This window comes from Kitasatospora sp. NPDC091207, assembly GCF_044768625.1.
GTDB lineage: Bacteria > Actinomycetota > Actinomycetes > Streptomycetales > Streptomycetaceae > Kitasatospora.
In genome coordinates this window covers 406,706-428,603 of sequence record NZ_JBIVVS010000003.1, presented here as the reverse complement: position 1 = coordinate 428,603, position 21,898 = coordinate 406,706, and the positions used below count along the sequence as shown (strand labels likewise).

Sequence of the window (21,898 nt, the reverse complement as noted above, 5' to 3'; positions counted from 1 at the left end):
GCCTGGTCACCTGGGATTCCGGGGCACCGCGCACACTGGACAGTGCGCGCGGTGCCCCGTTCCGTGTCAGCACCCCGCCTGCAAGTCCTTCCACGAGACCAGACAAGGACGTCCTCCGTGGCCATCAGCGTCTTCGACCTCTTCTCCATCGGCATCGGCCCGTCGAGTTCCCACACCGTCGGCCCGATGCGCGCCGCCCGGATGTTCGCCCGCCGCCTGAAGTCCGAGGACCTGCTGACCGGGGTGGCGAGCGTCCGCGCCGAGCTCTTCGGCTCGCTGGGCGCCACCGGACACGGCCACGGCACCCCGAAGGCCGTCCTGCTGGGCCTGGAGGGCCACTCGCCCCGCACGGTCGACGTCGACCAGGCCGACGGGGACGTCGAGCGGATCACCGCCGAGAAGCGGATCCGGCTGCTCGGCACCCACCCGATCGACTTCGACCCGGGCAGCCAGCTGATCCTGCACCGCCGCCGCTCGCTGCCCTACCACGCCAACGGCATGACCCTCTGGGCCTTCGCCGCCGACGGCAGCACGCTGCTGGAGAAGACGTACTACTCGGTCGGCGGCGGCTTCGTCGTCGACGAGGACGCGCTCGGCGCGGACCGCGTGAAGCCCGACGACACCATGCTCAAGTACCCCTTCCGCACCGGCGACGAACTGCTCCGCCTCAGCCGCGAGACCGGCCTGTCCATCTCCGGCCTGATGCTGGAGAACGAGAAGGCCTGGCGGAGCGAGGAGGAGATCCGGACCGGACTGCTGGAGATCTGGCGCGTCATGCAGGAGTGCGTCCGCGCCGGGATGTCCCGCGAGGGCATCCTGCCCGGCGGCCTCAAGGTCCGCCGCCGCGCCGCCTCGGGCGCCCGCGCGCTGCGCGCCGAGGGCATCGGCCCGGCCAACGCCATGGAGTGGGTGACCCTCTACGCGATGGCCGTCAACGAGGAGAACGCCTCCGGCCGCCGCGTCGTCACCGCCCCGACCAACGGCGCGGCCGGAATCATCCCCGCCGTCCTGCACTACTACCTGAACTTCATCCCGGGCGCGGACGAGGACGGCATCGTCCGCTTCCTGCTCGCCGCCGGCGCGATCGGCATGCTCTTCAAGGAGAACGCCTCCATCTCCGGCGCCGAGGTCGGCTGCCAGGGCGAGGTCGGCTCCGCCTGCTCGATGGCGGCCGGCGGCCTCGCCGAGGTCCTCGGCGGCTCCCCCGAGCAGGTCGAGAACGCCGCCGAGATCGGCATCGAGCACAACCTGGGCCTCACCTGCGACCCGGTCGGCGGCCTGGTCCAGATCCCCTGCATCGAGCGCAACGGCATGGCCTCGGTCAAGGCCGTCACCGCCGCCCGGATGGCCCTGCGCGGCGACGGCCGGCACCACGTCTCCCTGGACAAGGCGATCAAGACCATGAAGGAGACCGGGGCCGACATGAAGATCAAGTACAAGGAGACCAGCCGCGGCGGCCTCGCCGTCAACGTCATCGAGTGCTGATTTCAGCAGCCCTGACCTGGGCAAATGAGTTCCTCAGGCTTCCTCGTGGCGGCGTCTTCGCGACGCCACGGTGGACGACGCCGACCGCGTGACCCGACGGAGGGACAGCAGTGGCGATCGAGGCGGAGCTCAAGGCTGTGGTGGGCGACCCGGAAGCGGTCCTCCGATCTGTGCTCGCCTCGCTCGGCATCACGGAGGACGACCTGACCACCGAGCAGTACACGGACGCCGTTGCCGCTGCCCGGCCGGCCTGACCTGAGCACGATGAGCGCCTCGCCCGAATCCGGGCGGGGCGCTCAGGGGCGGAGCAGGGCGATCACCGCGGCTACGAGACTCCTGTCCGTGCGGCGAGCTCCCGCACACCGGCCACGGTCACTGGCGCGTAGAGCAGGTCCGCTGTCAGCGCCCGCAGAGCTGGCCGGCGTACCTCCTCCGGGGCGACCTGCTCGGTGAATCGCAGCGACGCGAACGTACGACGGTGGTCGCCGAGGGAGTGCCACATGCGGGCGCAGTCAGTGCCGTATCGGGCCCGGCGCTCGGCCGTCGGCAACTGCCCCGGCACGGTCCGCGCCGCGTACGGCACACCCTCGTCGGGAGTCCCGAGTGCCGTGTGCACGCCGATCCAATACAGGTCGGCCTGCGCACTGGTGGCATCGACCGTGAACAACTGGGTTCGCGGCCGGGGACCACTCGACGCCAGGCGGACGACCGCGAGCTCCGCCTCCGCCATGAGGTCGAGGGCGTCACCTCGACGCTGACCACACGCGGCCGTGTAGGCGGCCGTCATCAGCAACGTCGTCGCCACCGCCCGGGACGTGTCATCCGGGGTCTGGGTGAGTGCGTCAGCGGTGCGGCGCAGAAGGTCAACGGCAGCGGCCGGACGCCCGGCACGCCGCATCGTGATCGCCAGGACCCGGGCAGCCTCACCCTGGACGACCGGGTCGCCGCTGGCCTGGGCTGCGGCCAGGGCCCGATCCGCCGCCGGCCAGGCGATGTCCGAATGACTTTTCAGTGCCAGCTCGGTCGCCAGCACCCAGGCTCGTGCGACGCAGGCGTGCGCCTCCTCGCGGGCCCGGCCGGACACCGCCTCGCGGGTCGCCTGGGCTGTGCCCAGCAGGCTGGGCAGGGAATCGCCGAGATCCTGGTACCGCGACGCCGTGAACTGATCGCGGGCCAACGCCAGCGCGGTCCTGAGCTGCCGCACCGACGTGGGCGCCGACGCTTCCGGCGAGTACAAGGCCCCGACGATCCGGGACGACGCGTCCGGGCGCCCCGCAGCAATCGCCGTCGACGGGAGCACCCCGGCCCCCGCCGCCGCTACGCCGGCCACGAGCAGCTGCCTGCGGAGCATGGCGTCCTCCTGATCCGGAATCACATCCCGTGCCAGCGTAGCCGGTGCACCCACGCTGACGGCGTCACGCGGCAGGTCCAACGCTCGGGCGATCAACAGGAGTGGCTGCTCGGCGGGCCGCAGCAGGCCGGCCTCAACTCGGCTGATCGCGGACGCCGAGTACCCACACGCCCGGCCCAGTTGGGCCTGGGTCATCCGCTGTGCACACCGGGCGGCCCTGATGACCGTCCCAAGCTGACGCTGATGCACGGGTCCGCCCTTCGCCTGCACGGGCCGGCCACCCTACCGACCCGACGGCACCTGCGGGCAGGGCGTGCACAGGGTGTGCGGGGCACGCACGCGGCGTGCGAGAGCGCCCCGAGGGCCTCCACGGAAGGGCCACCACCCGGTTCGCTGGTGATGCCCGGCCGGCGCACCTCTGCCACACCACACCGAGGAGACGACGCCATGAGCGCCATCCTGCTCGACAAGCCCAGCACCGAGGCCCAGCTCGCCGAGAAGCAGCCCGCCACCACCCCGGCGCCCAGTACCCTGCTGAAGCGGGTCGACGAGGCGAGCGCCCGTACCTGCCCGGTCTGCGGATCGGGCGCCACCTACCAGACGATGGACGGCCGATGGGGCTGCACCCAGTGCGGCGCCACCTGGGCCTGACGCTCCGAGGAGGACCCGATGGCGAACTGCGCGCAGTGCCACACCGCTGAAGCGGCAATCGAGGATCTCGACGTGCAGCCGCCGACACCGTGGTGCCTCGGGTGCGCCACCGCCCTCGTACGCGCCGGCGATCCAGTGGTCAACTACCGCGCGCTCGACGGTCAGGGTGAGTACGGCCGCATCCTGGCCGGTGGCAGCACCGCAGTACTGCCGTTTCGCTGACGGACATGACAAAGCGCCCTCGCCCGGCCATAACCGGGCAGGGGCGTGGTTGCTCGGGGACGGAGCAGGGCGATCACGACGACGACGGTGCCGGCAGCTCGTCGTCGGGGTCCGGGTCGGAGCGGAGCCGGCGTGGCAGCAGTCTGTCGACGGCGGACAGGGCCATCACGCGGGTGAGGCCGGCGGCCACGGCCAGGCCGACGCCGGGCGTCGCCTCCGGGATGCCGGAGGCCTCATGACCGGCCTGCGCGCCACCATGCGGAGTCCGTCCTCGCCTTCTGGCAGACCCCCGTGGAGCAGCTCCCCGTCCACTGGCCCGAGGCCCACCGCCGGCTGACCGGGCAGCAGGTCAGCCGACCCGCCGGCTCCTGGCGACCGCACGACGAAGGCCGGCGCCCCCGATCCGGGGCGCCGGCCTTCGTCGATTCCGGGCGGGGTCAGACGGCCGGCTCGGCCTCCACCGCCGGGACGTCCACCTGGTCGGCCTTCGTGTCCCGCATGACCAGGGTGGCGACGACGGCGGCCGCGAGGACGCCGATCGCGCTGATGGTGAAGGTGGTCGACATCGAGGAGGTGAAGGCCTCCCGGGCGGCGTGGACCAGGGCGGCGTCGCCGTGGGAGGCGGCCAGGGCGTCGCCGATCGAGCGCTTGGCCTGCTCGGAGCTTCCGGCCGGCATCTCCTGGGCGAACCGGCTGGAGAGCAGGGAGCCGAGGATGGCGATGCCGAGCGCGGTACCGGCCTGCTGGATGGTGTCGTTCAGCGCGGACCCGACGCCGGCCTTGTCGGTGGGGATGGTGCCCATCAGGGCGCCGACGGCGGCCGGCATCGCCAGGCCGGCACCGAGGCCGAGCAGGCCGAGGGCGACGGCCGGCACGGTGAAGCCGCCGTCGGCGGAGACGGTGGTCAGCAGGCCGAAGGCGGCGGCCATGATCAGCATGCCGACCAGGATCGGGGCGCGGTGGCCGGTCTTCGCGACGAGCCCGGCACCGGCGCCGTTGCCGATCAGCGCGGCGACGGCCAGCGGGACGAAGGCGAGGCCCGCCTTGACCGGGGAGTAGCCGAGGACGAACTGCAGGTACTGGGTGAGGACGAGGAGCAGACCGCCGTTGCCGATCTGGACGAGGGTCAGCGAGAGCGAGCCGCCGCTGAAGTTGCGGTGCTTGAACAGGACGAGCGGGACCATCGGGGCGTCGGTGACGTTCTCCCAGACCACGAACCCGGCCAGGGCGACGACGGCGATGACCAGGGTGACGAGGGAGCGGCCGCCGAAGGCGCCGTGCTGCGGGATCTCGATGATCCACCAGATCAGGGCGGTCATACCGGCGGCGGACAGCACCGCGCCCAGCGGGTCGGCCTTCTGCCAGGGGCCCTTCGACTCCGGCATCAGGGTGAGGCCGGCGACGACGGCGAGGGCGACGACCGGGACGTTGATGAAGAAGATCGAGTGCCAGGAGAAGTGGTCGATCAGGACGCCGCCGAGCACCGGGCTGCCGACCAGGCCGAGCATCGACACCGAACCCCAGGCCGCCATCGCCTTGCCGCGCTCGTCCTCCTCGAAGACGGTGATCAGGATCGAGAGGGTGGACGGCATGATCAGCGCACCACCGACGCCCATCGTGATCCGGGCCGCGATGACCTCACCGGGGTTGGTGCAGTAGGTCGCGGCCAGCGAGGCGGCCCCGAAGAGCAGCAGGCCGATGATCATCACCTTGCGGCGGCCGAACCGGTCCCCGAGGCTGCCGGAGGTGAGCAGGAGCCCGGCGAACACCAGGACGTAGGAGTCCAGGATCCACTGGATGTCCTGGGTACTGGCGCCGATCGACTCCGTCATGGACGGGACGGCGACGGTGAGCGCCATGCTGTCGATGACCAGGACCAGCGTGCTGAGGCAGAGCACGACGAGGATCCACCAACGACGTGGGTTGCGGGCTTCCATGACTTTCCCCTCCGAGATGCGCACGCTGTTCGTTCGCTGCGCACACTGTACGCAGAGCGGAACAGTGTGCGCAACAACGTGCGCCTGTACGCTTGGCGCGCACGGTGTACGCAGGACAGCCCGCGAAGTGGAGGACCTCATGGCCGCCAAGGCGAACCCGATCCCGTCCGTATGGACCCGGCAGCACCGCGAGGTCGAGCAGCCGGCGCTCAGCCGGACGGCGATCGTCCGCGAGGCGGTCGCGATGCTGGACGCCGACGGCGTCGAGGCGCTCAGCATGCGCAAGCTCGGCGCCCGCCTGAACGCGGGCGCGACCTCCCTCTACCGGCACGTGGCCACCAAGGACGAGCTGATGGAGCTCGCGGTGGACGAGGCCTTCGGCGAGATGACCGTGCCGCCCGCCGACAGCGCCGACTGGCGGGCGGCCGTCACCGCCGCCGCCGAGTCCTTCCGCACGACGACGCTGCGGCACCGCTGGCTGGCCACCGTCCTCGGCCAGGCCGGCCTCGCCTACCTGGGCCCCAATCTGATGGCCTACTCGGAGCGGATGGCCGCCCTGTTCACCACCGCCGGCCTCCCCGAACCGGAGCGCGCGATCGAGACCGTGCTCTCCTACGTGATCGGCATGAGTACGACGGAGGCGGCCTGGCTGACCACCATCGCCCGCTCCGGCGTGAGCGAGGCCGAGTTCATCGCCCGCCTGCTGCCCACCGCCCAGCAGGCCGTCGCCGGCACCGAACACCTCGCCACCGCGTACGACGCCGTCCAGGGCGTCGACCCGGCGGAGCTGCGCGACTCCAAGTTCCACTACGGCCTGGAGGTCGTCCTGGACGGCCTGGCCCTGCGCCTGCCGCGCACGTAGCGGACCGCGAGGCGCGGGGCGGAGTCGGGGCCGGGAACGGAGGGCGGGGTCGGGGCGGGCGCGGCCGGAAGCGGCCAGGACCCCCGCCCCGACGCCGCCACCTGCGGGTTCGGGCCGCACCCCCCGACCGGCTCCCCGAAGCCCTGGAGACAAAGCCGGGAATGGTTCGTATCCTCGGCCGCATGACACTCTTCCGAATCCGCAGGATCGCATCAACTCTCGCGTTAGTCCTGGGAGTTGGTATCGCCATGATCAGCACCCCGGCATCCGCCGCCGAGACCTACGGCCACACCTACGTGGTGGACCGGCACACGGCCGGCAGCGGGGACACGCTGACCGTCACCATCTCCCTCACCAACACCGAGTCCACCGACCTCTCCTTCGCCTACGAGTTCGTCCAGCCCGCCTGGCCGCTGAACGAGACCCACGGCCTCATCCAGGTGACCGCCTGCGGCGGGGACGTCGCCGACTGCACGATCGGCGAGATGACCGCCGCGTTCCACCCCCGCCTGCCGATCGCGCCGGGCGACACCCGGACGATGACCATGACGATCAAGGTGATCGAGCGCGCTCCGGGCACTGGGCAGCTGAAAGTCAACTGGGCCACGTACAGCTACTACGAGTACGGCCCCACCAACCCCCAGCTGCACCGGGAGCTCAACGCCTACGGGTACGGCCCCGAGCTGGAGACCCTGGTCACCTACTAGGAGCGGTCCCGGCTCACGCCGCCGGACCCGCCTGCCCGGGCTCCGGCACGCCCCCGCGCTCCCCACCCCGCCACCTACTGCCGCTCGGCCACCGTGCCCCAGGCCGCGGCCGGCCGCAGCCGCTCTCACCCAGCCGGACAGCTGAGCCGCAACCGGCCCCCTCCTGCTCGCGCGGGCCAGATGACCTCCCACCGTGTGCCACGCCGTGGCACACGGTGTGGCACACGGGTGCTCCTGGAGGGGCCCGACCACGGCCGGCGTGCCTACGTCGAAGCCCAAGACACGGGAGCCCTCTACAGCGACGCCGAGAAGGTGAGCACACTCACCCAGCGCTATGGAATGATCCGCATGCAGGCCCTCGGAGCCGATGAGTCTGTTGCCTTCATCCGAAGAGTGGCGGGAGGGCTATGAGCGCCGAACTCGCGTGGTTCAAGTCCAGCTACAGCAACGACCAGGGTGACGCCTGCGTTGAGGTAGCCGCCTCGTGGACCAAGTCCAGCTACAGCACCACCGATGGCGGCGACTGCGTCGAGGGCGTCGCCTCCCCCCGCACCGTCCACGTCCGCGACTCCAAGGACCAGGCCGGCCCGCAGCTCGCCTTCTCCCCCGCCGCCTGGGCCGCCTTCCTCGCCTTCGCGCCCGAAGCTCAGGCCCCGGCGGTCGAGTGACTCCCTGAAGGAATGGGGGGTAGCCCCTACCCACCCACCCCCAAGTACCGCCCCGGCCAGCCCATATGACTTATCGTCACCGATCGCCACAGCCCGCGCACGCCGTGTAGCGTGCGCAGCAACGAATCAACCCCCGCCGGTGCGACAACACCAACGGGGGTCTGACCGGCACGATCGAAAGCAGTCGATCCTGTGGCTACCCACGACTTTAGCGCTGCCCTGCCCTCGATGGCGTCTCCTGGCTACGGAAAGCGCTCCGCGCCGGACCAACAGCCACACCGCGCCCAGGACTTCGCACACCTGCCCGGCCGTGAGGCGTACCTCGCCAGTCTGATCGACCGGCTACCCGAAGGCGCCGCGATGGACGCCAAGACCCTCGCCCGCGAGCAGCCCCACTACGGCCAGCAGGCCGTCCGCACCGCCCTCAACAGCCTCTCCGTCGCCGGCCATCTGCGCCGGGTCCGCGAGCGCGTCGACGGCGACCGCACCCAGTGGGTGTTCCGCACCTACTTCTCCCGGACGGCCCGGGACGACGCCTGGTGGTCCCGGTTCCTGACCGGCGGCGACATCGACACCGAGAGCGACCCCGACCCGGAGCAGGTCCCCCCGGAGGAGCGTCCGCACCCCCGGGCGGACCGGTCACCCGCCTACCGGACCCTCGCCGCGCTCGGGTTGACCGAACCCCGGCTCGCCCTCTCCGCCCGTGAGTGCGACTCCCTCGAACCGCTCGCCGCCCAGTGGCTCGCGCGCGGGGCCGGTGCCGCCCACCTCGTCACTGCCCTCACCGCCGGTCTCCCGCCCACCGTGCACAGCCCGGCCGCCCTGGTCCGCCGCCGGCTGGTCGACAAGTTGCCGCCCGAGCGCCCCCGGGAGCCCGCACCGGCCCCCGCCACCACCCGCGTCCTGGAGTGCACCGACTGCCGCACCCCGAGCCGCCCGCAGGCGCTCCTCGGCGGCCTCTGCCGGGCCTGCCGTCCGGGCGCCGCCACCGCGGCCCCGCCGCCCGCCCGGCTCTCCCCCCAGGCGGTGCACCGGCACGCCGCCCGGGTGCGCGGCGCGGTCCGCACCGCCGGCCGCCCCAACCGGTCCGCGCTGCACGAGCGTTGATTCCCCCTTGACCTCCGCCCGCCTACACTGCCGATCAGCACACGATCGGAGCGGGGGTGGGCGGCGTTGAACACACGGGAGTGGTCCTTCTACGAGGGCGCGGACGGCTCGACGCCGCTGGTCAAGGACCTGCAGAAGGCCAGGCTCGCCACCCACGAACGGGCCCGCCTGTTCGTCCTGATGAACCGGGTCAAGGAGCGGCAGACCCTGCCGGGGGACGTCAAGGACCTCGGCAACGACCTCCTGGAGGTCCGGCTCACCGGCGATCACCGCACCTTCCGCCTGCTCTTCGCGGAGGAGTCCGAGGGGCTGGTGCTGCTCGCCCTGTCGTTCTTCCAGAAGAAGTCCCAGAAGACCCCGCCGAACGAGCGCGGCGCCGCCGAGCGGCGGCTCAAGGAGTGGCGGAACCGACCGAGGAGCGGGTGAGTTCCCGGTTCGCGATATCGGTTTCGGGCGATAATGTGAGAGCACCCTGAGGGAAGGCGGCCATGGCACCCACGTTGCACGATCTGCTCGACCTCGACCCGGACGATCCCCGCGTCGCCGCGAGCCTGGACGACGCCCGGGCCTACGCCGAACTCGTGGAGACACTGGTCGTGGCCCGCAAGAAGCGCGGCCTGACCCAGCGCGACGTGGCGGAGCTGATGGGCACGTCGCAGTCGACGATCTCCGAGTTCGAGCGGGTGGGCGGCGACGCCCGCTACTCGACCCTCCAGCGCTACGCCCGCGCGGTCGACGCCCGGCTGCACACCATGGTCGACCACACCGCCGCCGACCTGACCCCCGCCTGGAAGCCCGCACCGGTGGCGGTGCAGGTCCGGGTGGCCGTCCGGGAGCGGACGCCGCAGGCCCGCCCGACGGCCTGGGGCGACGACGCCCAGCGGTCGGTGACCGTCTGATGGCCGGCACCCCCACCCGCCGCGCGGTCCGGCGGTTCAGCAGCCTCGACGAGCTCACCGCCGCCACCGAGCTGGAGGACGTCTCCTTCCTGGAGGTGTCCGGCCGCCGCCTCTTCGACCAGCAGGAGCCCCGCACCGAGGCCGACGCCCGGACGACGCTCTCGGTCTGGCTCCGCGAGGGCGACGACGGGACCACCCTGGAAGTACGGTGCCGGCTCGAACTGGGGAGCGTGCAGGCGGACTTCGTGGTGGACGCGGCGGCCGCGTTCACGCTCGGCGCGCCGTTCGAGCTGTCGGCCGAGCTGCAGCAGCAGTTCGTCGACCGGATCGGCGTGACGGTGCTCTACCCGTTCCTGCGGGAGGCGCTCCAGGGCAGCGCGGCGAAGCTCGGCGTCGACGCCCCGCTGCTCTCGCTGCGCGGGCCCGGCCAGAGCACCTGACGGCCGCCGGCCGGAGCGCCCGACAGCCGCCGGGCGGAGCGCCCGGCCAGGCCGCTGTCACATCGCCTACACCACTCGCGCATGAATAATCTCAGGCAACAGCGTTAACCTATGCAAAATCCAAAGGTGAACTAGGTTACAAACCTTGAAATCAAAGCCAGCCGGTTTGCCCACATGCTGAGATCCATGCGATAGTCGAGATGTCCGACGGCGGGCGTCAACGAATCGCCGCGGACACTCGGACTACGGCCCGCCCGACCTGGCACGGCCGTCACCCATCGCGCGGGCACGCACCCCCTTGGCCGGCGCGATGACTTGCAGGGGCCCCCACGCACCGGACCACGGTGGATCGGGGGCCCTGCGTGTTTTCCGGCCGCGGACGCTTGCGAAACGGCCTCGGGAACAGCCCCGGAGGCCGACCCGCCTCAGTGCCGCTCGCGCACCTTCAGCTCGAACCAGACGCCCTTGCCGCGCGGCAGCAGATCGGCGCCCCAGCGGTCGGCGAGGTCGTCGACGACCTTGAGCCCGCGCCCGAACTCGTTGATCGGCAGCGGCTCGGCCAGGATCAGGCAGGGCAGCGCCCGCGAGGAGTCCCGCACCTCGATCCGCAGCCAGCCGGGTTTGCGCGACACCTGGAGGCCGATGGTCCGCCCGGCCGCGTGCCGCACCGCGTTGGCCACCAGCTCGCTGGTGAGCAGCTCGCCGACCTCCAACTGCTGGTGCAGCTCCCAGGACTCCAGTACCGAGAGCACCAGCCGACGGGCCACCGGCCCGGACTCCGGCCGGGACGGCAACCGCATCTCGCCCGGCGTCGACTGGTCGCACAGCCTGCCGTAGTACATCCGCTCCAGCTCCTCGGAGCTGAGCCGCTCCAAGGCCGCCAACGCGTCTTGGAAGCACATCCACGATGCGTCAGCAACCAAGCTGGACCCAGGAAGTGATGACTGATCTGTTTCGCCCCAACCCGCCATGCGGTCCATCATTGCGGAACGCAAGCGGCCGCGTACGGACAATGAACAAACGATCACCACCCGTTCGGCATATGCCGCGTGCAACCCGGGCCGGGTCCGCGTCAAGCCCGGGTTGCCGCAAACCGGCTCCTACCAGGCACTCCAGTCCAGGTTCCAGCCGCTGAGACCGTTGTCCGGAGCGACCTTGCCGCGCGAGGAATTCTGTACGGTGACGATGTCGCCGATCAGCGAGCCGTCGTAGAAGGTGCCCGCCGAGGTGCCGCCGCCGCCGCCCTTCACGTCCTTGAGGCCGACGCAGCCGTGGCTGACGTTGTCCTCGCCGAAGGCGTCGCTCCAGTAGTTGCCGTGCACGTACGTGCCGGACGTGGTCAGCCGCATCGAGTGCGGCACCTGGAGGTCGTACGGGTCCCCGGTCATCCCGGGCATGCTGCTGGACTGCATCCGCACCACGCCCTCCTTGGACATCACGACCATGGTGCCGTTCCAGGTCGGGTGCTCCGGCGAGCCGGAGGTGATCTCGATGACGGAGCTCTTGCCGTCGTTGACCACCGTCATCAGGTGGGTCTTGGCGTCAACCGACGAGATCTGCGATCGCCCGATCGTGAAGGGCTCGTCCCGGTCCACGCCGCCGTAGACGCCGGGGGCGATCTCCACGTTCTTCAGCCGGTAGTGGACGGTGACCTTGGTGCCCGGCTTCCAGTACGCCTCGGGGCGGAAGTCCAGCCGGCGGTCGCCGAACCAGTGGCCCTTCACCACGGTGCCGTTGTCGGACTCGAAGGTGATGCCGGTGGCGACGGCCTCCTTGTTCTTCACGTCCTTGTCGAAGTCGACCGAGACGATCATGCCGACGCCGTAGGTGGCGTTGTCCTCGACGTTGTCGCTCGCCTTCGCCTCGCGCTCGGGCGTCAGCGTGGTGAAGCCGCTGTCGGCCGTGGCGACCACGCCGTTGCCGTCCGCGGCCATCGCGCTCACCTGGTAGGCGGTGCCGACCGCGAGGCCGGCGGACGGCACCCAGCTGGCGCCGTCGGCGGCGATCGCCCCGGCGACCTCCTTGCCGCTCCGGTCGCTCACCTTGACCGTGGTGAGCCTGCCGCCCGCCACCGCGACCTTGAGCGCGCCGCTCGGGGCGACGTCCACCGCGCCGTTCTTCGGCTGGATGTCCAGCACCGCCGTCGACACCTTCGGAGTCGCTGCGGCCGGAGCCGTGGCCGGCGCCGCCCCGGAGCCCGGTGCCGAGGCGCTCGACGCGGCCCCCGCGGCCGCGCCGCCGCCCAGCTCGGCCTTGGCCGCGCTCCCGCCGCCCCCGCCACCGCTGCACGCGCTGGTCAGGACCAGCGCGCCGCCGATCAGACCGGCGGCCACCACTGTGCGTATCGACCTCATGTCGACTCCCCTCCCGTTGATCCCGCACGATCACGACGGGACTCGACAGATACACGCGGCAATCACCGGAAAGGTTGCGCCATTCGAGCGGCTTTCGCCCGGGAACGACGATCGGCCCGACCCCAACGAGTGAGGATCGGGCCGGTCGTCGTCGTACCGGGAGTACGGGGGCTACCGCGGGGTAGGGCCTACCAGTTGGCCCAGGCGATGTTCCAGCCGCTGAGCCCGTTGTCGGGCGCGACCGTCTTCTCCTTCGAGTTCACGACCTTGACCACGTCGCCGATCATCGAGTCGTTGAAGAACTTGCCCGCGACCGAGGCGTCGCTGCCGTCCTTGGTGTCCTGCATCGAGATGCAGCCGTGGCTGGCGTTGGTCTTGCCGAACGGGTTCGCCCAGTAGTTGCCGTGCACGAAGGTGCCGGAGTTGGTCAGCCGCATCGCGTGCGGGACGTCCGGGATGTCGTACTCGCCGCCGAGACCGACGGTCTGCGAGTTCATCCGGGTGACCTTCTCCTTGCTGGAGACCACCATCACGCCGTTCCAGGACGGGTTCTTCTCGTCGCCGAGGGTCACCGGCACGGTGTGCGGCTGGCCGTCCCGGACCACCGTCATCTGGTGCGTCGCGGAGTCGGCGGTGGAGACCTGGGAGCGGCCGATGGTGAACGGCTCGTCCTTGTCCACGTCGCCGTAGACGCCCGGGGCGACCTCGACGTTCTTCAGCCGGTACTTGATGGTGACCTTGGTCCCGGGCTTCCAGTACTCGGCCGGGCGGAAGTCCAGCCGCCGGGCGCCGAACCAGTGGCCCTTGACCTCGGTGGCACCGTCGGCCGTCTCGAAGGTGATCCCCTTGACGACGGCTTCCTTGTTCTTCACGTCCTTGTTGAAGACCACCGAGACGATCATGCCGACGCCGTAGGTGGCGTTGTCGGTGATGTTGTCGTTGGTGGAGATCTTCTTGTCGGGCGTCAGCGTGGTGAACGAGGTGGTGGACGCGGCCACCAGCCCCTCGGCGTCCTTGGCCTGCGCGCTCACCTTGTAGATCATGCCGACGGCGAGCGGCGCGCTGGGCTTCCAGCCGGTGCTGTCGGCCGTCATCGCCCCGGCGACCGGCTTGCCCTCCTTGTCGGTCACGTCGACCGCCGTCAGCGTGCCGCCCGCGACCGACACGTTGAGCGCGTTGGTCGGCGAGACGTCCTGCGCGCCGTCCTTCGGGTCGACGGTCAGCACCGCGGCCGAGGTCTTCGGCGTCGCCGAAGCCTGGCCGGGCGCCGGAGTGCCGCCGGCACCCGCCGTCGCCGCCGCGTCCCCGCCGCCGCTCCCCCCGTCGCTGCCCTTGTCGTCCCCACAGGCCGCAGTGAGCAGCAGCACCCCGCCCATCGCGAGCGCGACCGCAGTGCGGCGCATCCGACGGCTGGTGGTGGTCGTGCGTATCGCGGCGTCGGCCGCCCTAACCGGCTTCACGGTTTCTCCCCTCCCGGTGTCCATCCAGATGGACGCGCGTCTGCCCGGACGGGTTGCACCGGACCGGCGATCTTTCGCGCCGGGCTTCGGCGCGGCAAGCAGGATAGCTGGGCCGAATGAGTGAATCCGGGGGGACGTGCGGCGGATCACAGGTGGAACAACGGTGAAGATCTTCGGGAGGGGGCCGCCCCGTGGTCAGCGCTCGACGGCGCTGCCGGCGATCCACTGGCCCCAGGGCAGGTTCCAGCCGTTGAGCCCGTTGCTCGGCGGGACGACGTCCCCGGTGGAGGCCTTGACCTCGATCACGTCCCCGGGGAGGGAGTGCTCGAACAGCCAGCCCGCCGGGGTCTCCTTGCCCGCCCCACCCTTGGCGTCGGCCAGGCCGATGCAGCCGTGGCTGGTGTTGGCGGTGCCGAACACCCCCGGGTCGGCCCAGTAGTTGCCGTGGATGAAGGTGCCCGAGGTGGTCAGCCGCATCGCGTGCGGGACGTCCTTGATGTCGTACTCGTCGCCCATCCCGACGGTCTGCGAGTTCATCCTGGTCACCCGGTACTTCTCGGAGACCACCAGCACGCCCCGGTAGGTGGTGTGCTTCGGGTCCCCGCCGGACACCTTGAGCGTGCGCACCACCTTGCCGCCCTCGCCGGCCCGGACGGTGAGGGTGTGGGCGTCCAGGTCCACCGTGGAGACCTGGGCCCGCCCGATCGTGAACCGGACGTCCTTGGCCTGGGTGCCGAACTCGCCCGGCGCGCCCTGCACGTCCTTGAGCCGCAGCGCCACCGCGACCTTGGTGCCGGCCGCCCAGTACGTCTTCGGCCGGACGTCCAGCCGCTGGCTGCCGAACCAGTGCGCGGCCAGCTCGACCGGCGGGTCGGCCGTCACCGTCACCGCCTTCTCGACGGCCGCCCGGTCGGTGATCGGCCGGCTGAAGCGCAGCGAGACCGGCATGCCGACGCCGACCGTGGAGCCGTCCTCCGGGGTGAAGAAGGCGACGAAGGTGTGCGCCCGGGCCACCGTCGAGAACGCGGTGTGCTGGTTCGCCCTCTGCCCCTGCTCGTCCTCGGCCACCGAGTCCAGCGTGTACGCGGTGCCGAGCGGCAGCGGGCCGTCCGGCATCCAGGTCGCGCCGTCCTCGGCGACCGTGCCGGCCACCTCGGTGCCCTTGGCGTCGGCCAGCCGGACGGAGATCAGCCGCCCCTGGGCCACCGAGACCCGGACCGGGCCCTCCGGCGGGACGTCCTGGGCGCCGTCGGCGGGCAGCGCGGTGATCGCCGCCCGGGAGGGCGGCGGCGGGGCCGTGTGCCCCGGGGTCGCCGCGTCCTCGCCCGGTCCCTGCGCCGCGCCGCCCCCGGGGCCGCCGCCGCACCCCGTCAGCACGGCCAGGCACCAGCCCAGCGCCGCCGCACGCCGTGCCCAAACCCGTACTCGGGGCCTCATTCCGGGGCCTCCCGCCATTTCCGTCCGATACCCCGGACAACGAGGGCAATCCCGGCGGGACACGCGGACGCCCGGGTGAATCCCACCCCGGCGGCCCACGGCGGCCGGCGGGCGCCCGCCGCGCACGCCCGGTCGCCCCGCCCCCGGCCGCCATCCGCCGGTAAGCCGTCGTTCAGCGGCTTCCGATCAGCAGGATCAGGGAAGGAGAAGGTGAACGGGGTCCGGGACACCCCGCCCAGGGAGGGTGCGGCCATGGCGTCAGGGCAGGAGCTGGGAGCCGGAGTGCGGCCGCGGGGTAATGCCGGCACCGAGCCGCCGAGGCCCGGCACCGAGCCACCGTGGCCCGGCAGCTGGCAGCCGCTCGGCGCCCGCTTCCGCACCGACGCCCAGGGCCGCCAGGGCACCAACTTCGCGCTCTGGGCGGCCGGCGCCGAGGCCGTGGACCTCTGTCTCTTCGACGAGGACGGCCGGGAGAGCAGACACCGGCTGACCGAGCAGAACTTCCAGACCTGGCACGGCTTCCTCCCCGGTGTCCGCCCCGGCACCCACTACGGCTTCCGCGTCCACGGCCGCTGGGACCCGTGGACCGGCGCCCGGTGGAACCCGGCCAAACTGCTGCTCGACCCGTACGCCCGGGCCGTCGACGGCTGTTACACCTCCCACGACTCGGTCTGCTCCGCCGTCCGCAACTGGCCCGAGGCCGATGTCGCCGACACCGTCCGGGACAACCGCGACTCGGCGCGCTACGTGCCCCGGTCCGTCGTCGTCCACGACGACGACGACTGGTACGACGACCACCGCCCCAAGACCCCCTGGGCGGAGACGGTGCTGTACGAGCTGCACGTCCGCGGCTTCACCATGCGCCACCCCGAGGTGCCCCCGGAGCTGCGCGGCACCTACGCCGGCCTCGCCCACCCCGCCGCGATCGCCCACCTCACCGGGCTCGGCGTGACCGCCGTCGAGCTGCTGCCGGTGCACCAGTACGCCGGTGAGGACCACCTCCAGGCCCGCGGACTGGGCAACTACTGGGGGTACAACACCGTCGGCTACTTCGCCCCGCACGCCGGGTACTCCGCCTCGGGCGGCCGCGGCGGCCAGGTCGGCGAGTTCAAGCGGATGGTGCGCGCGCTGCACGCCGCCGGCATCGAGGTCGTCCTCGACGTGGTCTACAACCACACCGCCGAGGGCGCCGAGCTGGGCCCCACGCTCTCGCTCCGGGGCATCGACAACGCCGGGTACTACCGCCTCCCGCTGAACCGCCCCCGCGGCTACGCCGACTACACCGGCTGCGGCAACACCCTGGACACCCGCCGCCCGCAGGTGATCCGGCTGATCACCGACTCGCTGCGGTACTGGGTCACCGAGATGGGTGTGGACGGCTTCCGCTTCGACCTCGCCGCCGCGCTCGCCCGCGGCGGCGACGGCGTCGAGATGGACCACCCCTTCCTCGCCGCCGTCTCCCAGGACCCGGTGCTGAGCCGGGTCAAGCTGATCGCCGAGCCCTGGGACGTCGGCGCGGGCGGCTACCAGGTCGGCGGCTTCCCCCCGCTGTGGGCCGAGTGGAACGACAAGTACCGCGACACCGTGCGGGACTTCTGGCGCGGTGCCCGCCCGGACGTCCGCGAACTCGGCTACCGGCTCTCCGGCTCCTCCGACCTCTACCAGCGCGGTGGCCGGCGCCCCTACGCCTCGGTCAACTTCGTCACCGCGCACGACGGCTTCACCCTGCGCGACCTGGTCTCCTACAACCGCAAGCACAACGAGGCCAACGGCGAGGCCAACCGGGACGGCACCGACGACAACCGGTCCTGGAACCACGGCGTCGAGGGGGAGACCACCGATCCGGCCGTGCAGGCCCTGCGCCTGCGCCAACTGCGCAACCTGATGGCCACCCTGCTGCTCTCCACCGGCGTCCCGATGATCACCGCCGGGGACGAGTTCGGCCGCACCCAGCTCGGCAACAACAACGCCTACTGCCAGGACAACGAGATCAGTTGGCTGGACTGGTCGCTGCTGGCGGACGAGGGCTGGGCCGGGCTGCGCGACCTCACCGCCCGCCTCGTCCGGCTCCGCCGCGCCCACCCGGTGCTGCGGCAGCGGGCGTTCTTCTCCGGCCGGGCCGCCGCGCCCGGCGGCCAGCCCGACCTGGCCTGGTTCACCCCGCGCGGCAAGGAGATGACCGAGGCCGACTGGTTCGCCCCGACGGCCTGCCTCGGGATGCTGCTGTCCGGCGCCGCGATGTCCGAACGCGACCAGCACGGGCGCCCGTTGCGCGACGACAGCTTCCTGCTGCTGCTCAACGCCGGCCCCGATCCGGTGGCCTTCACGCTGCCCGGCGAACCCTGGGCCGCACCGGAGGCGGCGTACGAGACGGTGCTGGACACCGCCACCGAGGAGGCCGGTCCGCTCCCCCCGCCGGACACCGCGCTGCTGGCCGGCCGCTCGCTGCGACTGCTGCGCACACCGGCCCCCCGGTGACCCCGGCACCCCACCGGCCCCCCGCACGAGTGGCCGGTTCTCGCCGACAGGTGCGAAAAACCTGATGAGAAATGACGGGTCCCCGACCTACGCTCACGGCGATGGCCGAGAACCAAGCCCCCGCCCCCACGCCCGCCCGCCGGTCGACGGTCCGCTCACTGCTGCGCCTGTGGCCGTACGCCCGCGTGATCCGCTGGCGGCTCACCACCGCCGTCGGCGCGGCGCTGCTCGCCGCGCTCAGTGTGCTGCTCGTCCCGATCGTTCTCGGCCGAATCGTCGACGGGCCGATCACCGACCACGACCTCGGCGCGCTCTGGCCGCTGATCGGCCTGCTGCTCGCGCTCGGCCTCTTCGAGGCGGCCCTGTTCTACGCGCGCCGGGTCATCCTGGCCAAGCCGCTGGCCGCGGTGGAGACGGCGATGCGCGGCGACCTCTTCGCCCGGCTGCAGCGGCTGCCGATCTCCTTCCACGACCGCTGGGGCTCCGGCCAGCTGCTCTCCCGGGCCACCGCCGACCTGTACACCATGCGGCTGTTCCTGGCCTTCCCGCTGGTCTTCCTGGTCGTCAACACGGCGACCTTCCTCGCGGGCACCGCGCTGATGTTCACCCAGGACTGGCGGCTGGCGCTGATCGTGCTGCTGCCCGCCGTCCCGCTGATCGTGCTGACCCGGCGCTTCGAGGCCGGCTACTCCGGCGCCGCCCGCCGTGCCCAGGACCAGAACGGCGACCTCGCCACCGTCATCGAGGAGTCCATCCTCGGCATCCGCATCCTCAAGGCCTTCGGCCGGCACCGGTCGATGGCCGAGCGGTTCCGCGCCCAGGCCCGTGACCTGCGCCGCACCGAGCTGCGCAAGGCCGGTCTGCTCGCCAACCTCTGGGCGGTCATCGTCGGCCTGCCCGAGCTGGCGCTCGGCTGCGCGCTCGCGGCCGGCTGCTACCTGGTCGCGCACGACGAGCTGAGCACCGGCACCCTGGTCGCCTTCCTCTCCACCGCGCTCGCGCTGCGCTGGCCGGTCGAGTCGCTCGGCTGGCTGCTCGCCTACGCCAACGAGGCCGCCACCGCCACCGACCGCTTCTTCGAGGTGCTGGACGAGCCCGAGCCGGCCGACGACACGGACCCGGACACCACGGCCGCCGCCGCCACCGCGCGGGGCACCACCCCCGACGGCATCCGGCTCACCGGCGTCCGCTTCCGCTACCCGGACGCCCCGCCCGGCACCCCCGACCTGCTCCAGGGCATCGACCTGCACATCCGCAGCGGCGAGACGATGGCCCTGGTCGGCGCCACCGGCAGCGGCAAGACCACGCTCACCGCACTGCTCCCCCGGCTGTACGAGGCCACCGCCGGCACCATCACCCTGGACGGCCGGCCCGTCGCCGAGCTCTCCCGGGAGCGGCTGCGCGAACTGGTCTCGGTCGCCTTCGAGGAGCCGACCCTGTTCTCGGCCACCGTCCGGGAGAACGTCCTGATGGGCGCGCCCGGGGCCGGGCCCGACCGGCTCGGTGCCGCGCTCGCCACCGCCCAGGCCGACTTCGTCGAGAAGCTGCCCGGCGGGGTCGAGACGGAGGTCGGCGAGCAGGGCCTGAGCCTGTCCGGCGGCCAGCGCCAGCGGCTCGCGCTGGCCCGCGCGGTGGTCGGCGCCCCGGCCTTCCTCGTCCTGGACGACCCGCTCTCCGCGCTGGACGTGCACACCGAGGCGCTCGTCGAACGGGCCCTGCGCCAGGTGCTCGGCTCCACCACCGCGCTGGTGGTGGCCCACCGGCCGAGCACCGTCCTGCTCGCCGACCGGGTCGCGGTGCTCGCGGACGGCCGGATCGAGGCCGTCGGCACCCACCAGGAGCTGCTGCGCACCTCGGCGCGCTACCGCGAACTGATGTCGGGCGAGGCCGCCCTGGTACCGGAGAGGGGCCCCGCCCGATGACCACCACGATCGAACCCGCCGAGAAGTCCGGGAAATCCGCGACCGGCCCGAAGGCCACGACGGCCGTGCCGGAGGAGGAGCTCCCGCCGCCACCGGCCGACGAGGAGGACATCCCCGTCCCGCCGGGCGCGCCGCGCGAGCTGCTGCGCTCGCTGCTCGGCCCGCACCGGGCCCGGGTCACCGTCGCGATGGTGGTGATCCTGCTCCAGCAGGCGGCGCTGCAGTCCGGCCCGCTGCTGGTGGCGATCGCGATGGACCGGGGCATCCCGGCCCTGCGCGACCACGACGCCGGCCCGCTGGTCGCGGTGATCAGCGCCTACCTCTCCTTCGCGCTGCTGAGCACCGTGCTGCAGTGGGCCTTCATCAAGATCAGCGCCCGGATCAACCAGGACATCCTGCTGGACCTGCGCGGCCGGATCTTCCGGCACGCCCAGCGGCTCAGCCTGGACTTCCACGAGCGGTACACCTCGGGCCGGATCATCTCCCGCGCCACCTCCGACGTGGACGCGCTGCGCGAGCTGCTCTCCGAGGGCCTCCAGGAGCTGTTGACCGTCTTCCTCTCGGTCTTCTACATCTCGGTGCTGCTGCTCGTGATGGACTGGCGGCTCGGCCTGGTCTCGCTGGCCTCCTTCGTCCCGCTCTTCCTGACCGCCCGGTCCTTCCGGCGCCGCTCGCGCCGGGTCTACCGCCGCTCGCGCACCTCGGCCGCCTCGCTGATCGTGCGCTTCACCGAGACCATGAACGGCATCCGCCCCGTCCAGGCCTTCCGCCGCGAGCGGGCCAACGACGCCGCGTTCGCGGTGGTGAACCGGCAGTCGGCCGCCGCCACGGCGGACGGCCTGCTGGAGATCGCCCGCTACGTCGGCCTCTCCCGCGCCACGGCGAACGTCTGGAGCGCCGGCGTGGTGCTGCTCGGCGCCTTCCTGGTCACCGACGGCGCGGTGGAGCTCGGTGTGCTCACCGGGTTCGTGCTCTACCTGCGCCGGCTGTTCGACCCGATCGACCAGCTGGCGATGTTCCTGAACAGCTACCAGTCCGCCGCCGCGGCGCTGGAGAAGATCGCCGGCCTGCTCGCCCACGAGCCGACCGTCGCCGAGCCCGTCGAGCCGAAGGAGCTCCCCGAGACGCCGGCCGGCTCCCTCGCGAAGGGCCGCGAGGTGCACTTCGACGGGACGCGCTTCGGCTACCGCTCCGGCAAGGAGGTGCTGCCCGCCTTCGACCTGGTGCTGCCGGCCGGCCAGACCGTGGCCGTGGTCGGGGCGACCGGTGCGGGCAAGTCGACCGTGGCCAAGCTGCTGGCCCGCTTCTACGACCCGAGCGGCGGCCGGATCACCCTCGACGGGGTGGACCTGCGCGACCTCGCCACGCCCGAGCTCCGCCGCGGGGTGGTCATGGTGACGCAGGAGTCCTTCCTGTTCTCCGGCACCGTCGCGGAGAACATCGCGATCGGCCGGCCGGGGGCCACCCGCGAGGAGGTCGAGCAGGCCGCACGGGACATCGGCGCGTACGAGTTCGTCGCCGCCCTGCCGGACGGCTTCGACACCGACGTGCGCAAGCGCGGCGGCCGGATCTCGGCCGGCCAGCGCCAGCTGGTCGCCTTCGCCCGCGCGCTGCTGGCCGACCCGGCGGTGCTGATCCTGGACGAGGCGACCAGCTCGCTGGACGTGCCGGGCGAGCAGGCCGTGCAGCGGGCGATGCGCACGGTGCTGGCCGGGCGGACGGCCGTGATCATCGCCCACCGGCTCTCCACCGTCGAGATCGCCGACCGCGTCCTGGTGATGGAGCAGGGCCGGATCGTCGAGGACGGCACCCCGCAGGAGCTGATCGACGGCTCCGGCCGCTTCGCCGAGCTGCACCGGGCCTGGCGGGACAGTCTGGTCTGACAGCCCCGACAGGTAAGAGTCACGAGGCCCTTTCG

At 72.1% G+C, this 21,898-nt stretch carries 21 protein-coding genes; 15 read left to right on the top strand and 6 right to left on the bottom strand.

Annotated features, from left to right (window positions below):
* The first annotated feature begins 117 nt into the window (after window positions 1-117).
* On the top strand, window positions 118-1,485 hold the full coding sequence (locus ACIQTO_RS09475; protein ID WP_402385114.1) for an L-serine ammonia-lyase: 1,368 nt from the start codon (window positions 118-120) through the stop codon (window positions 1,483-1,485).
* Between the two features lie 110 nt (window positions 1,486-1,595).
* Entirely contained in the window at window positions 1,596-1,739 is a 144-nt protein-coding gene (locus tag ACIQTO_RS09470) for a hypothetical protein (RefSeq protein WP_402385111.1), read from the top strand.
* Between the two features lie 71 nt (window positions 1,740-1,810).
* Here the strand turns inward: ACIQTO_RS09470 and ACIQTO_RS09465 are convergent, their stop codons facing one another.
* Window positions 1,811-3,085, bottom strand: a complete 1,275-nt coding sequence (locus ACIQTO_RS09465) for a helix-turn-helix domain-containing protein (protein WP_402385108.1) — start codon at window positions 3,083-3,085, stop codon at window positions 1,811-1,813.
* 198 nt (window positions 3,086-3,283) lie between these two features.
* Here ACIQTO_RS09465 and ACIQTO_RS09460 point away from each other — a divergent pair, with 198 nt between their 5' ends.
* Both ACIQTO_RS09460 and ACIQTO_RS09455 read left to right on the top strand, forming a co-directional pair.
* Window positions 3,284-3,487, top strand: a complete 204-nt coding sequence (locus ACIQTO_RS09460) for a hypothetical protein (RefSeq protein WP_402385105.1) — start codon at window positions 3,284-3,286, stop codon at window positions 3,485-3,487.
* Window positions 3,488-3,505: 18 nt separating this feature from the next.
* A complete protein-coding gene (locus ACIQTO_RS09455; RefSeq protein ID WP_402385102.1) occupies window positions 3,506-3,709 on the top strand; it encodes a hypothetical protein in 204 nt (67 codons plus the stop codon).
* 437 nt (window positions 3,710-4,146) lie between these two features.
* On the opposite strand, the gene ACIQTO_RS09450 is transcribed toward ACIQTO_RS09455, so the two are convergent.
* On the bottom strand, window positions 4,147-5,646 hold the full coding sequence (locus ACIQTO_RS09450; RefSeq protein WP_402385099.1) for an MFS transporter: 1,500 nt from the start codon (window positions 5,644-5,646) through the stop codon (window positions 4,147-4,149).
* A 139-nt stretch (window positions 5,647-5,785) separates the two neighbouring features.
* Here ACIQTO_RS09450 and ACIQTO_RS09445 point away from each other — a divergent pair, with 139 nt between their 5' ends.
* From ACIQTO_RS09445 to ACIQTO_RS09410, 8 genes are all read left to right on the top strand, one after another.
* A complete protein-coding gene (locus ACIQTO_RS09445; RefSeq protein ID WP_402385097.1) occupies window positions 5,786-6,508 on the top strand; it encodes a TetR/AcrR family transcriptional regulator C-terminal domain-containing protein in 723 nt (240 codons plus the stop codon).
* Window positions 6,509-6,690: 182 nt separating this feature from the next.
* On the top strand, window positions 6,691-7,215 hold the full coding sequence (locus ACIQTO_RS09440) for a hypothetical protein (protein WP_402385094.1): 525 nt from the start codon (window positions 6,691-6,693) through the stop codon (window positions 7,213-7,215).
* Window positions 7,216-7,395: 180 nt separating this feature from the next.
* On the top strand, window positions 7,396-7,626 hold the full coding sequence (locus tag ACIQTO_RS09435; RefSeq protein ID WP_402385092.1) for a Scr1 family TA system antitoxin-like transcriptional regulator: 231 nt from the start codon (window positions 7,396-7,398) through the stop codon (window positions 7,624-7,626).
* Entirely contained in the window at window positions 7,623-7,883 is a 261-nt protein-coding gene (locus tag ACIQTO_RS09430) for a DUF397 domain-containing protein (RefSeq protein WP_402385089.1), read from the top strand. Before ACIQTO_RS09435 ends, ACIQTO_RS09430 begins: the two co-directional genes overlap by 4 nt.
* Before the next feature lie 228 nt (window positions 7,884-8,111).
* Window positions 8,112-8,990, top strand: coding sequence for a hypothetical protein (locus tag ACIQTO_RS09425; RefSeq protein WP_402385086.1), 879 nt, complete (start codon window positions 8,112-8,114; stop codon window positions 8,988-8,990).
* 66 nt (window positions 8,991-9,056) lie between these two features.
* Window positions 9,057-9,416, top strand: coding sequence for a type II toxin-antitoxin system RelE/ParE family toxin (locus tag ACIQTO_RS09420; protein WP_402385083.1), 360 nt, complete (start codon window positions 9,057-9,059; stop codon window positions 9,414-9,416).
* 62 nt (window positions 9,417-9,478) lie between these two features.
* Window positions 9,479-9,889 (top strand): helix-turn-helix domain-containing protein, encoded by a 411-nt coding sequence (locus tag ACIQTO_RS09415; protein WP_402385081.1) that lies wholly within the window; start codon window positions 9,479-9,481, stop codon window positions 9,887-9,889.
* Complete coding sequence (locus ACIQTO_RS09410; RefSeq protein WP_402385078.1) at window positions 9,889-10,329, top strand: hypothetical protein; 441 nt, start codon at window positions 9,889-9,891, stop codon at window positions 10,327-10,329. Before ACIQTO_RS09415 ends, ACIQTO_RS09410 begins: the two co-directional genes overlap by 1 nt.
* Window positions 10,330-10,754: 425 nt before the next feature.
* On the opposite strand, the gene ACIQTO_RS09405 is transcribed toward ACIQTO_RS09410, so the two are convergent.
* The 4 genes from ACIQTO_RS09405 to ACIQTO_RS09390 all read right to left on the bottom strand — a co-directional run bounded on the left by ACIQTO_RS09405 (window position 10,755) and on the right by ACIQTO_RS09390 (window position 15,580).
* A complete protein-coding gene (locus tag ACIQTO_RS09405; protein WP_402385075.1) occupies window positions 10,755-11,312 on the bottom strand; it encodes an ATP-binding protein in 558 nt (185 codons plus the stop codon).
* Window positions 11,313-11,429: 117 nt separating this feature from the next.
* The gene (locus ACIQTO_RS09400) at window positions 11,430-12,683 is read right to left on the bottom strand and encodes an Ig-like domain-containing protein (RefSeq protein WP_402385072.1); all 1,254 of its coding nucleotides are present in this window, start codon (window positions 12,681-12,683) and stop codon (window positions 11,430-11,432) included.
* A 188-nt stretch (window positions 12,684-12,871) separates the two neighbouring features.
* A complete protein-coding gene (locus ACIQTO_RS09395; RefSeq protein ID WP_402385069.1) occupies window positions 12,872-14,086 on the bottom strand; it encodes an Ig-like domain-containing protein in 1,215 nt (404 codons plus the stop codon).
* A gap of 252 nt (window positions 14,087-14,338) precedes the next feature.
* A complete protein-coding gene (locus ACIQTO_RS09390) occupies window positions 14,339-15,580 on the bottom strand; it encodes an Ig-like domain-containing protein (protein WP_402385066.1) in 1,242 nt (413 codons plus the stop codon).
* 252 nt (window positions 15,581-15,832) lie between these two features.
* Between ACIQTO_RS09390 and glgX the strand changes: the two genes are divergently transcribed.
* The 3 genes from glgX (at window position 15,833) to ACIQTO_RS09375 (ending at window position 21,863) form a co-directional block, all read left to right on the top strand.
* Window positions 15,833-18,058: a glycogen debranching protein GlgX gene (glgX, locus tag ACIQTO_RS09385; protein WP_402385063.1), complete on the top strand. Its 2,226-nt coding sequence runs from the start codon at window positions 15,833-15,835 to the stop codon at window positions 18,056-18,058.
* A 101-nt stretch (window positions 18,059-18,159) separates the two neighbouring features.
* Window positions 18,160-19,980 carry an ABC transporter ATP-binding protein gene (locus ACIQTO_RS09380; RefSeq protein WP_402385061.1) on the top strand — a complete coding sequence of 607 codons (1,821 nt, stop codon included), beginning with the start codon at window positions 18,160-18,162 and terminating at the stop codon, window positions 19,978-19,980.
* Window positions 19,977-21,863 (top strand): ABC transporter ATP-binding protein, encoded by a 1,887-nt coding sequence (locus tag ACIQTO_RS09375; RefSeq protein WP_402385058.1) that lies wholly within the window; start codon window positions 19,977-19,979, stop codon window positions 21,861-21,863. The genes ACIQTO_RS09380 and ACIQTO_RS09375 overlap by 4 nt, the downstream gene beginning before the upstream one ends.
* Window positions 21,864-21,898 lie beyond the last annotated feature (35 nt).

What these genes read in the sequence shown, in the direction of transcription:
- ACIQTO_RS09425 (WP_402385086.1), top strand. Translation starts at nt 8,112, where the DNA reads ATGGCGTCTCCTGGCTACGGAAAGCGCTCCGCGCCGGACCAACAGCCA.
- ACIQTO_RS09460 (WP_402385105.1), top strand. Translation starts at nt 3,284, where the DNA reads ATGAGCGCCATCCTGCTCGACAAGCCCAGCACCGAGGCCCAGCTCGCC.
- ACIQTO_RS09445 (WP_402385097.1), top strand. Translation starts at nt 5,786, where the DNA reads ATGGCCGCCAAGGCGAACCCGATCCCGTCCGTATGGACCCGGCAGCAC.
- ACIQTO_RS09435 (WP_402385092.1), top strand. Translation starts at nt 7,396, where the DNA reads ATGACCTCCCACCGTGTGCCACGCCGTGGCACACGGTGTGGCACACGG.
- ACIQTO_RS09390 (WP_402385066.1), bottom strand. Translation starts at nt 15,580, where the DNA reads ATGAGGCCCCGAGTACGGGTTTGGGCACGGCGTGCGGCGGCGCTGGGC.
- ACIQTO_RS09415 (WP_402385081.1), top strand. Translation starts at nt 9,479, where the DNA reads ATGGCACCCACGTTGCACGATCTGCTCGACCTCGACCCGGACGATCCC.
- glgX (WP_402385063.1), top strand. Translation starts at nt 15,833, where the DNA reads ATGGCGTCAGGGCAGGAGCTGGGAGCCGGAGTGCGGCCGCGGGGTAAT.
- ACIQTO_RS09410 (WP_402385078.1), top strand. Translation starts at nt 9,889, where the DNA reads ATGGCCGGCACCCCCACCCGCCGCGCGGTCCGGCGGTTCAGCAGCCTC.
- ACIQTO_RS09440 (WP_402385094.1), top strand. Translation starts at nt 6,691, where the DNA reads ATGACACTCTTCCGAATCCGCAGGATCGCATCAACTCTCGCGTTAGTC.
- ACIQTO_RS09430 (WP_402385089.1), top strand. Translation starts at nt 7,623, where the DNA reads ATGAGCGCCGAACTCGCGTGGTTCAAGTCCAGCTACAGCAACGACCAG.
- ACIQTO_RS09395 (WP_402385069.1), bottom strand. Translation starts at nt 14,086, where the DNA reads ATGCGCCGCACTGCGGTCGCGCTCGCGATGGGCGGGGTGCTGCTGCTC.
- ACIQTO_RS09375 (WP_402385058.1), top strand. Translation starts at nt 19,977, where the DNA reads ATGACCACCACGATCGAACCCGCCGAGAAGTCCGGGAAATCCGCGACC.
- ACIQTO_RS09450 (WP_402385099.1), bottom strand. Translation starts at nt 5,646, where the DNA reads ATGGAAGCCCGCAACCCACGTCGTTGGTGGATCCTCGTCGTGCTCTGC.
- ACIQTO_RS09455 (WP_402385102.1), top strand. Translation starts at nt 3,506, where the DNA reads ATGGCGAACTGCGCGCAGTGCCACACCGCTGAAGCGGCAATCGAGGAT.
- ACIQTO_RS09400 (WP_402385072.1), bottom strand. Translation starts at nt 12,683, where the DNA reads ATGAGGTCGATACGCACAGTGGTGGCCGCCGGTCTGATCGGCGGCGCG.
- ACIQTO_RS09405 (WP_402385075.1), bottom strand. Translation starts at nt 11,312, where the DNA reads ATGATGGACCGCATGGCGGGTTGGGGCGAAACAGATCAGTCATCACTT.
- ACIQTO_RS09380 (WP_402385061.1), top strand. Translation starts at nt 18,160, where the DNA reads ATGGCCGAGAACCAAGCCCCCGCCCCCACGCCCGCCCGCCGGTCGACG.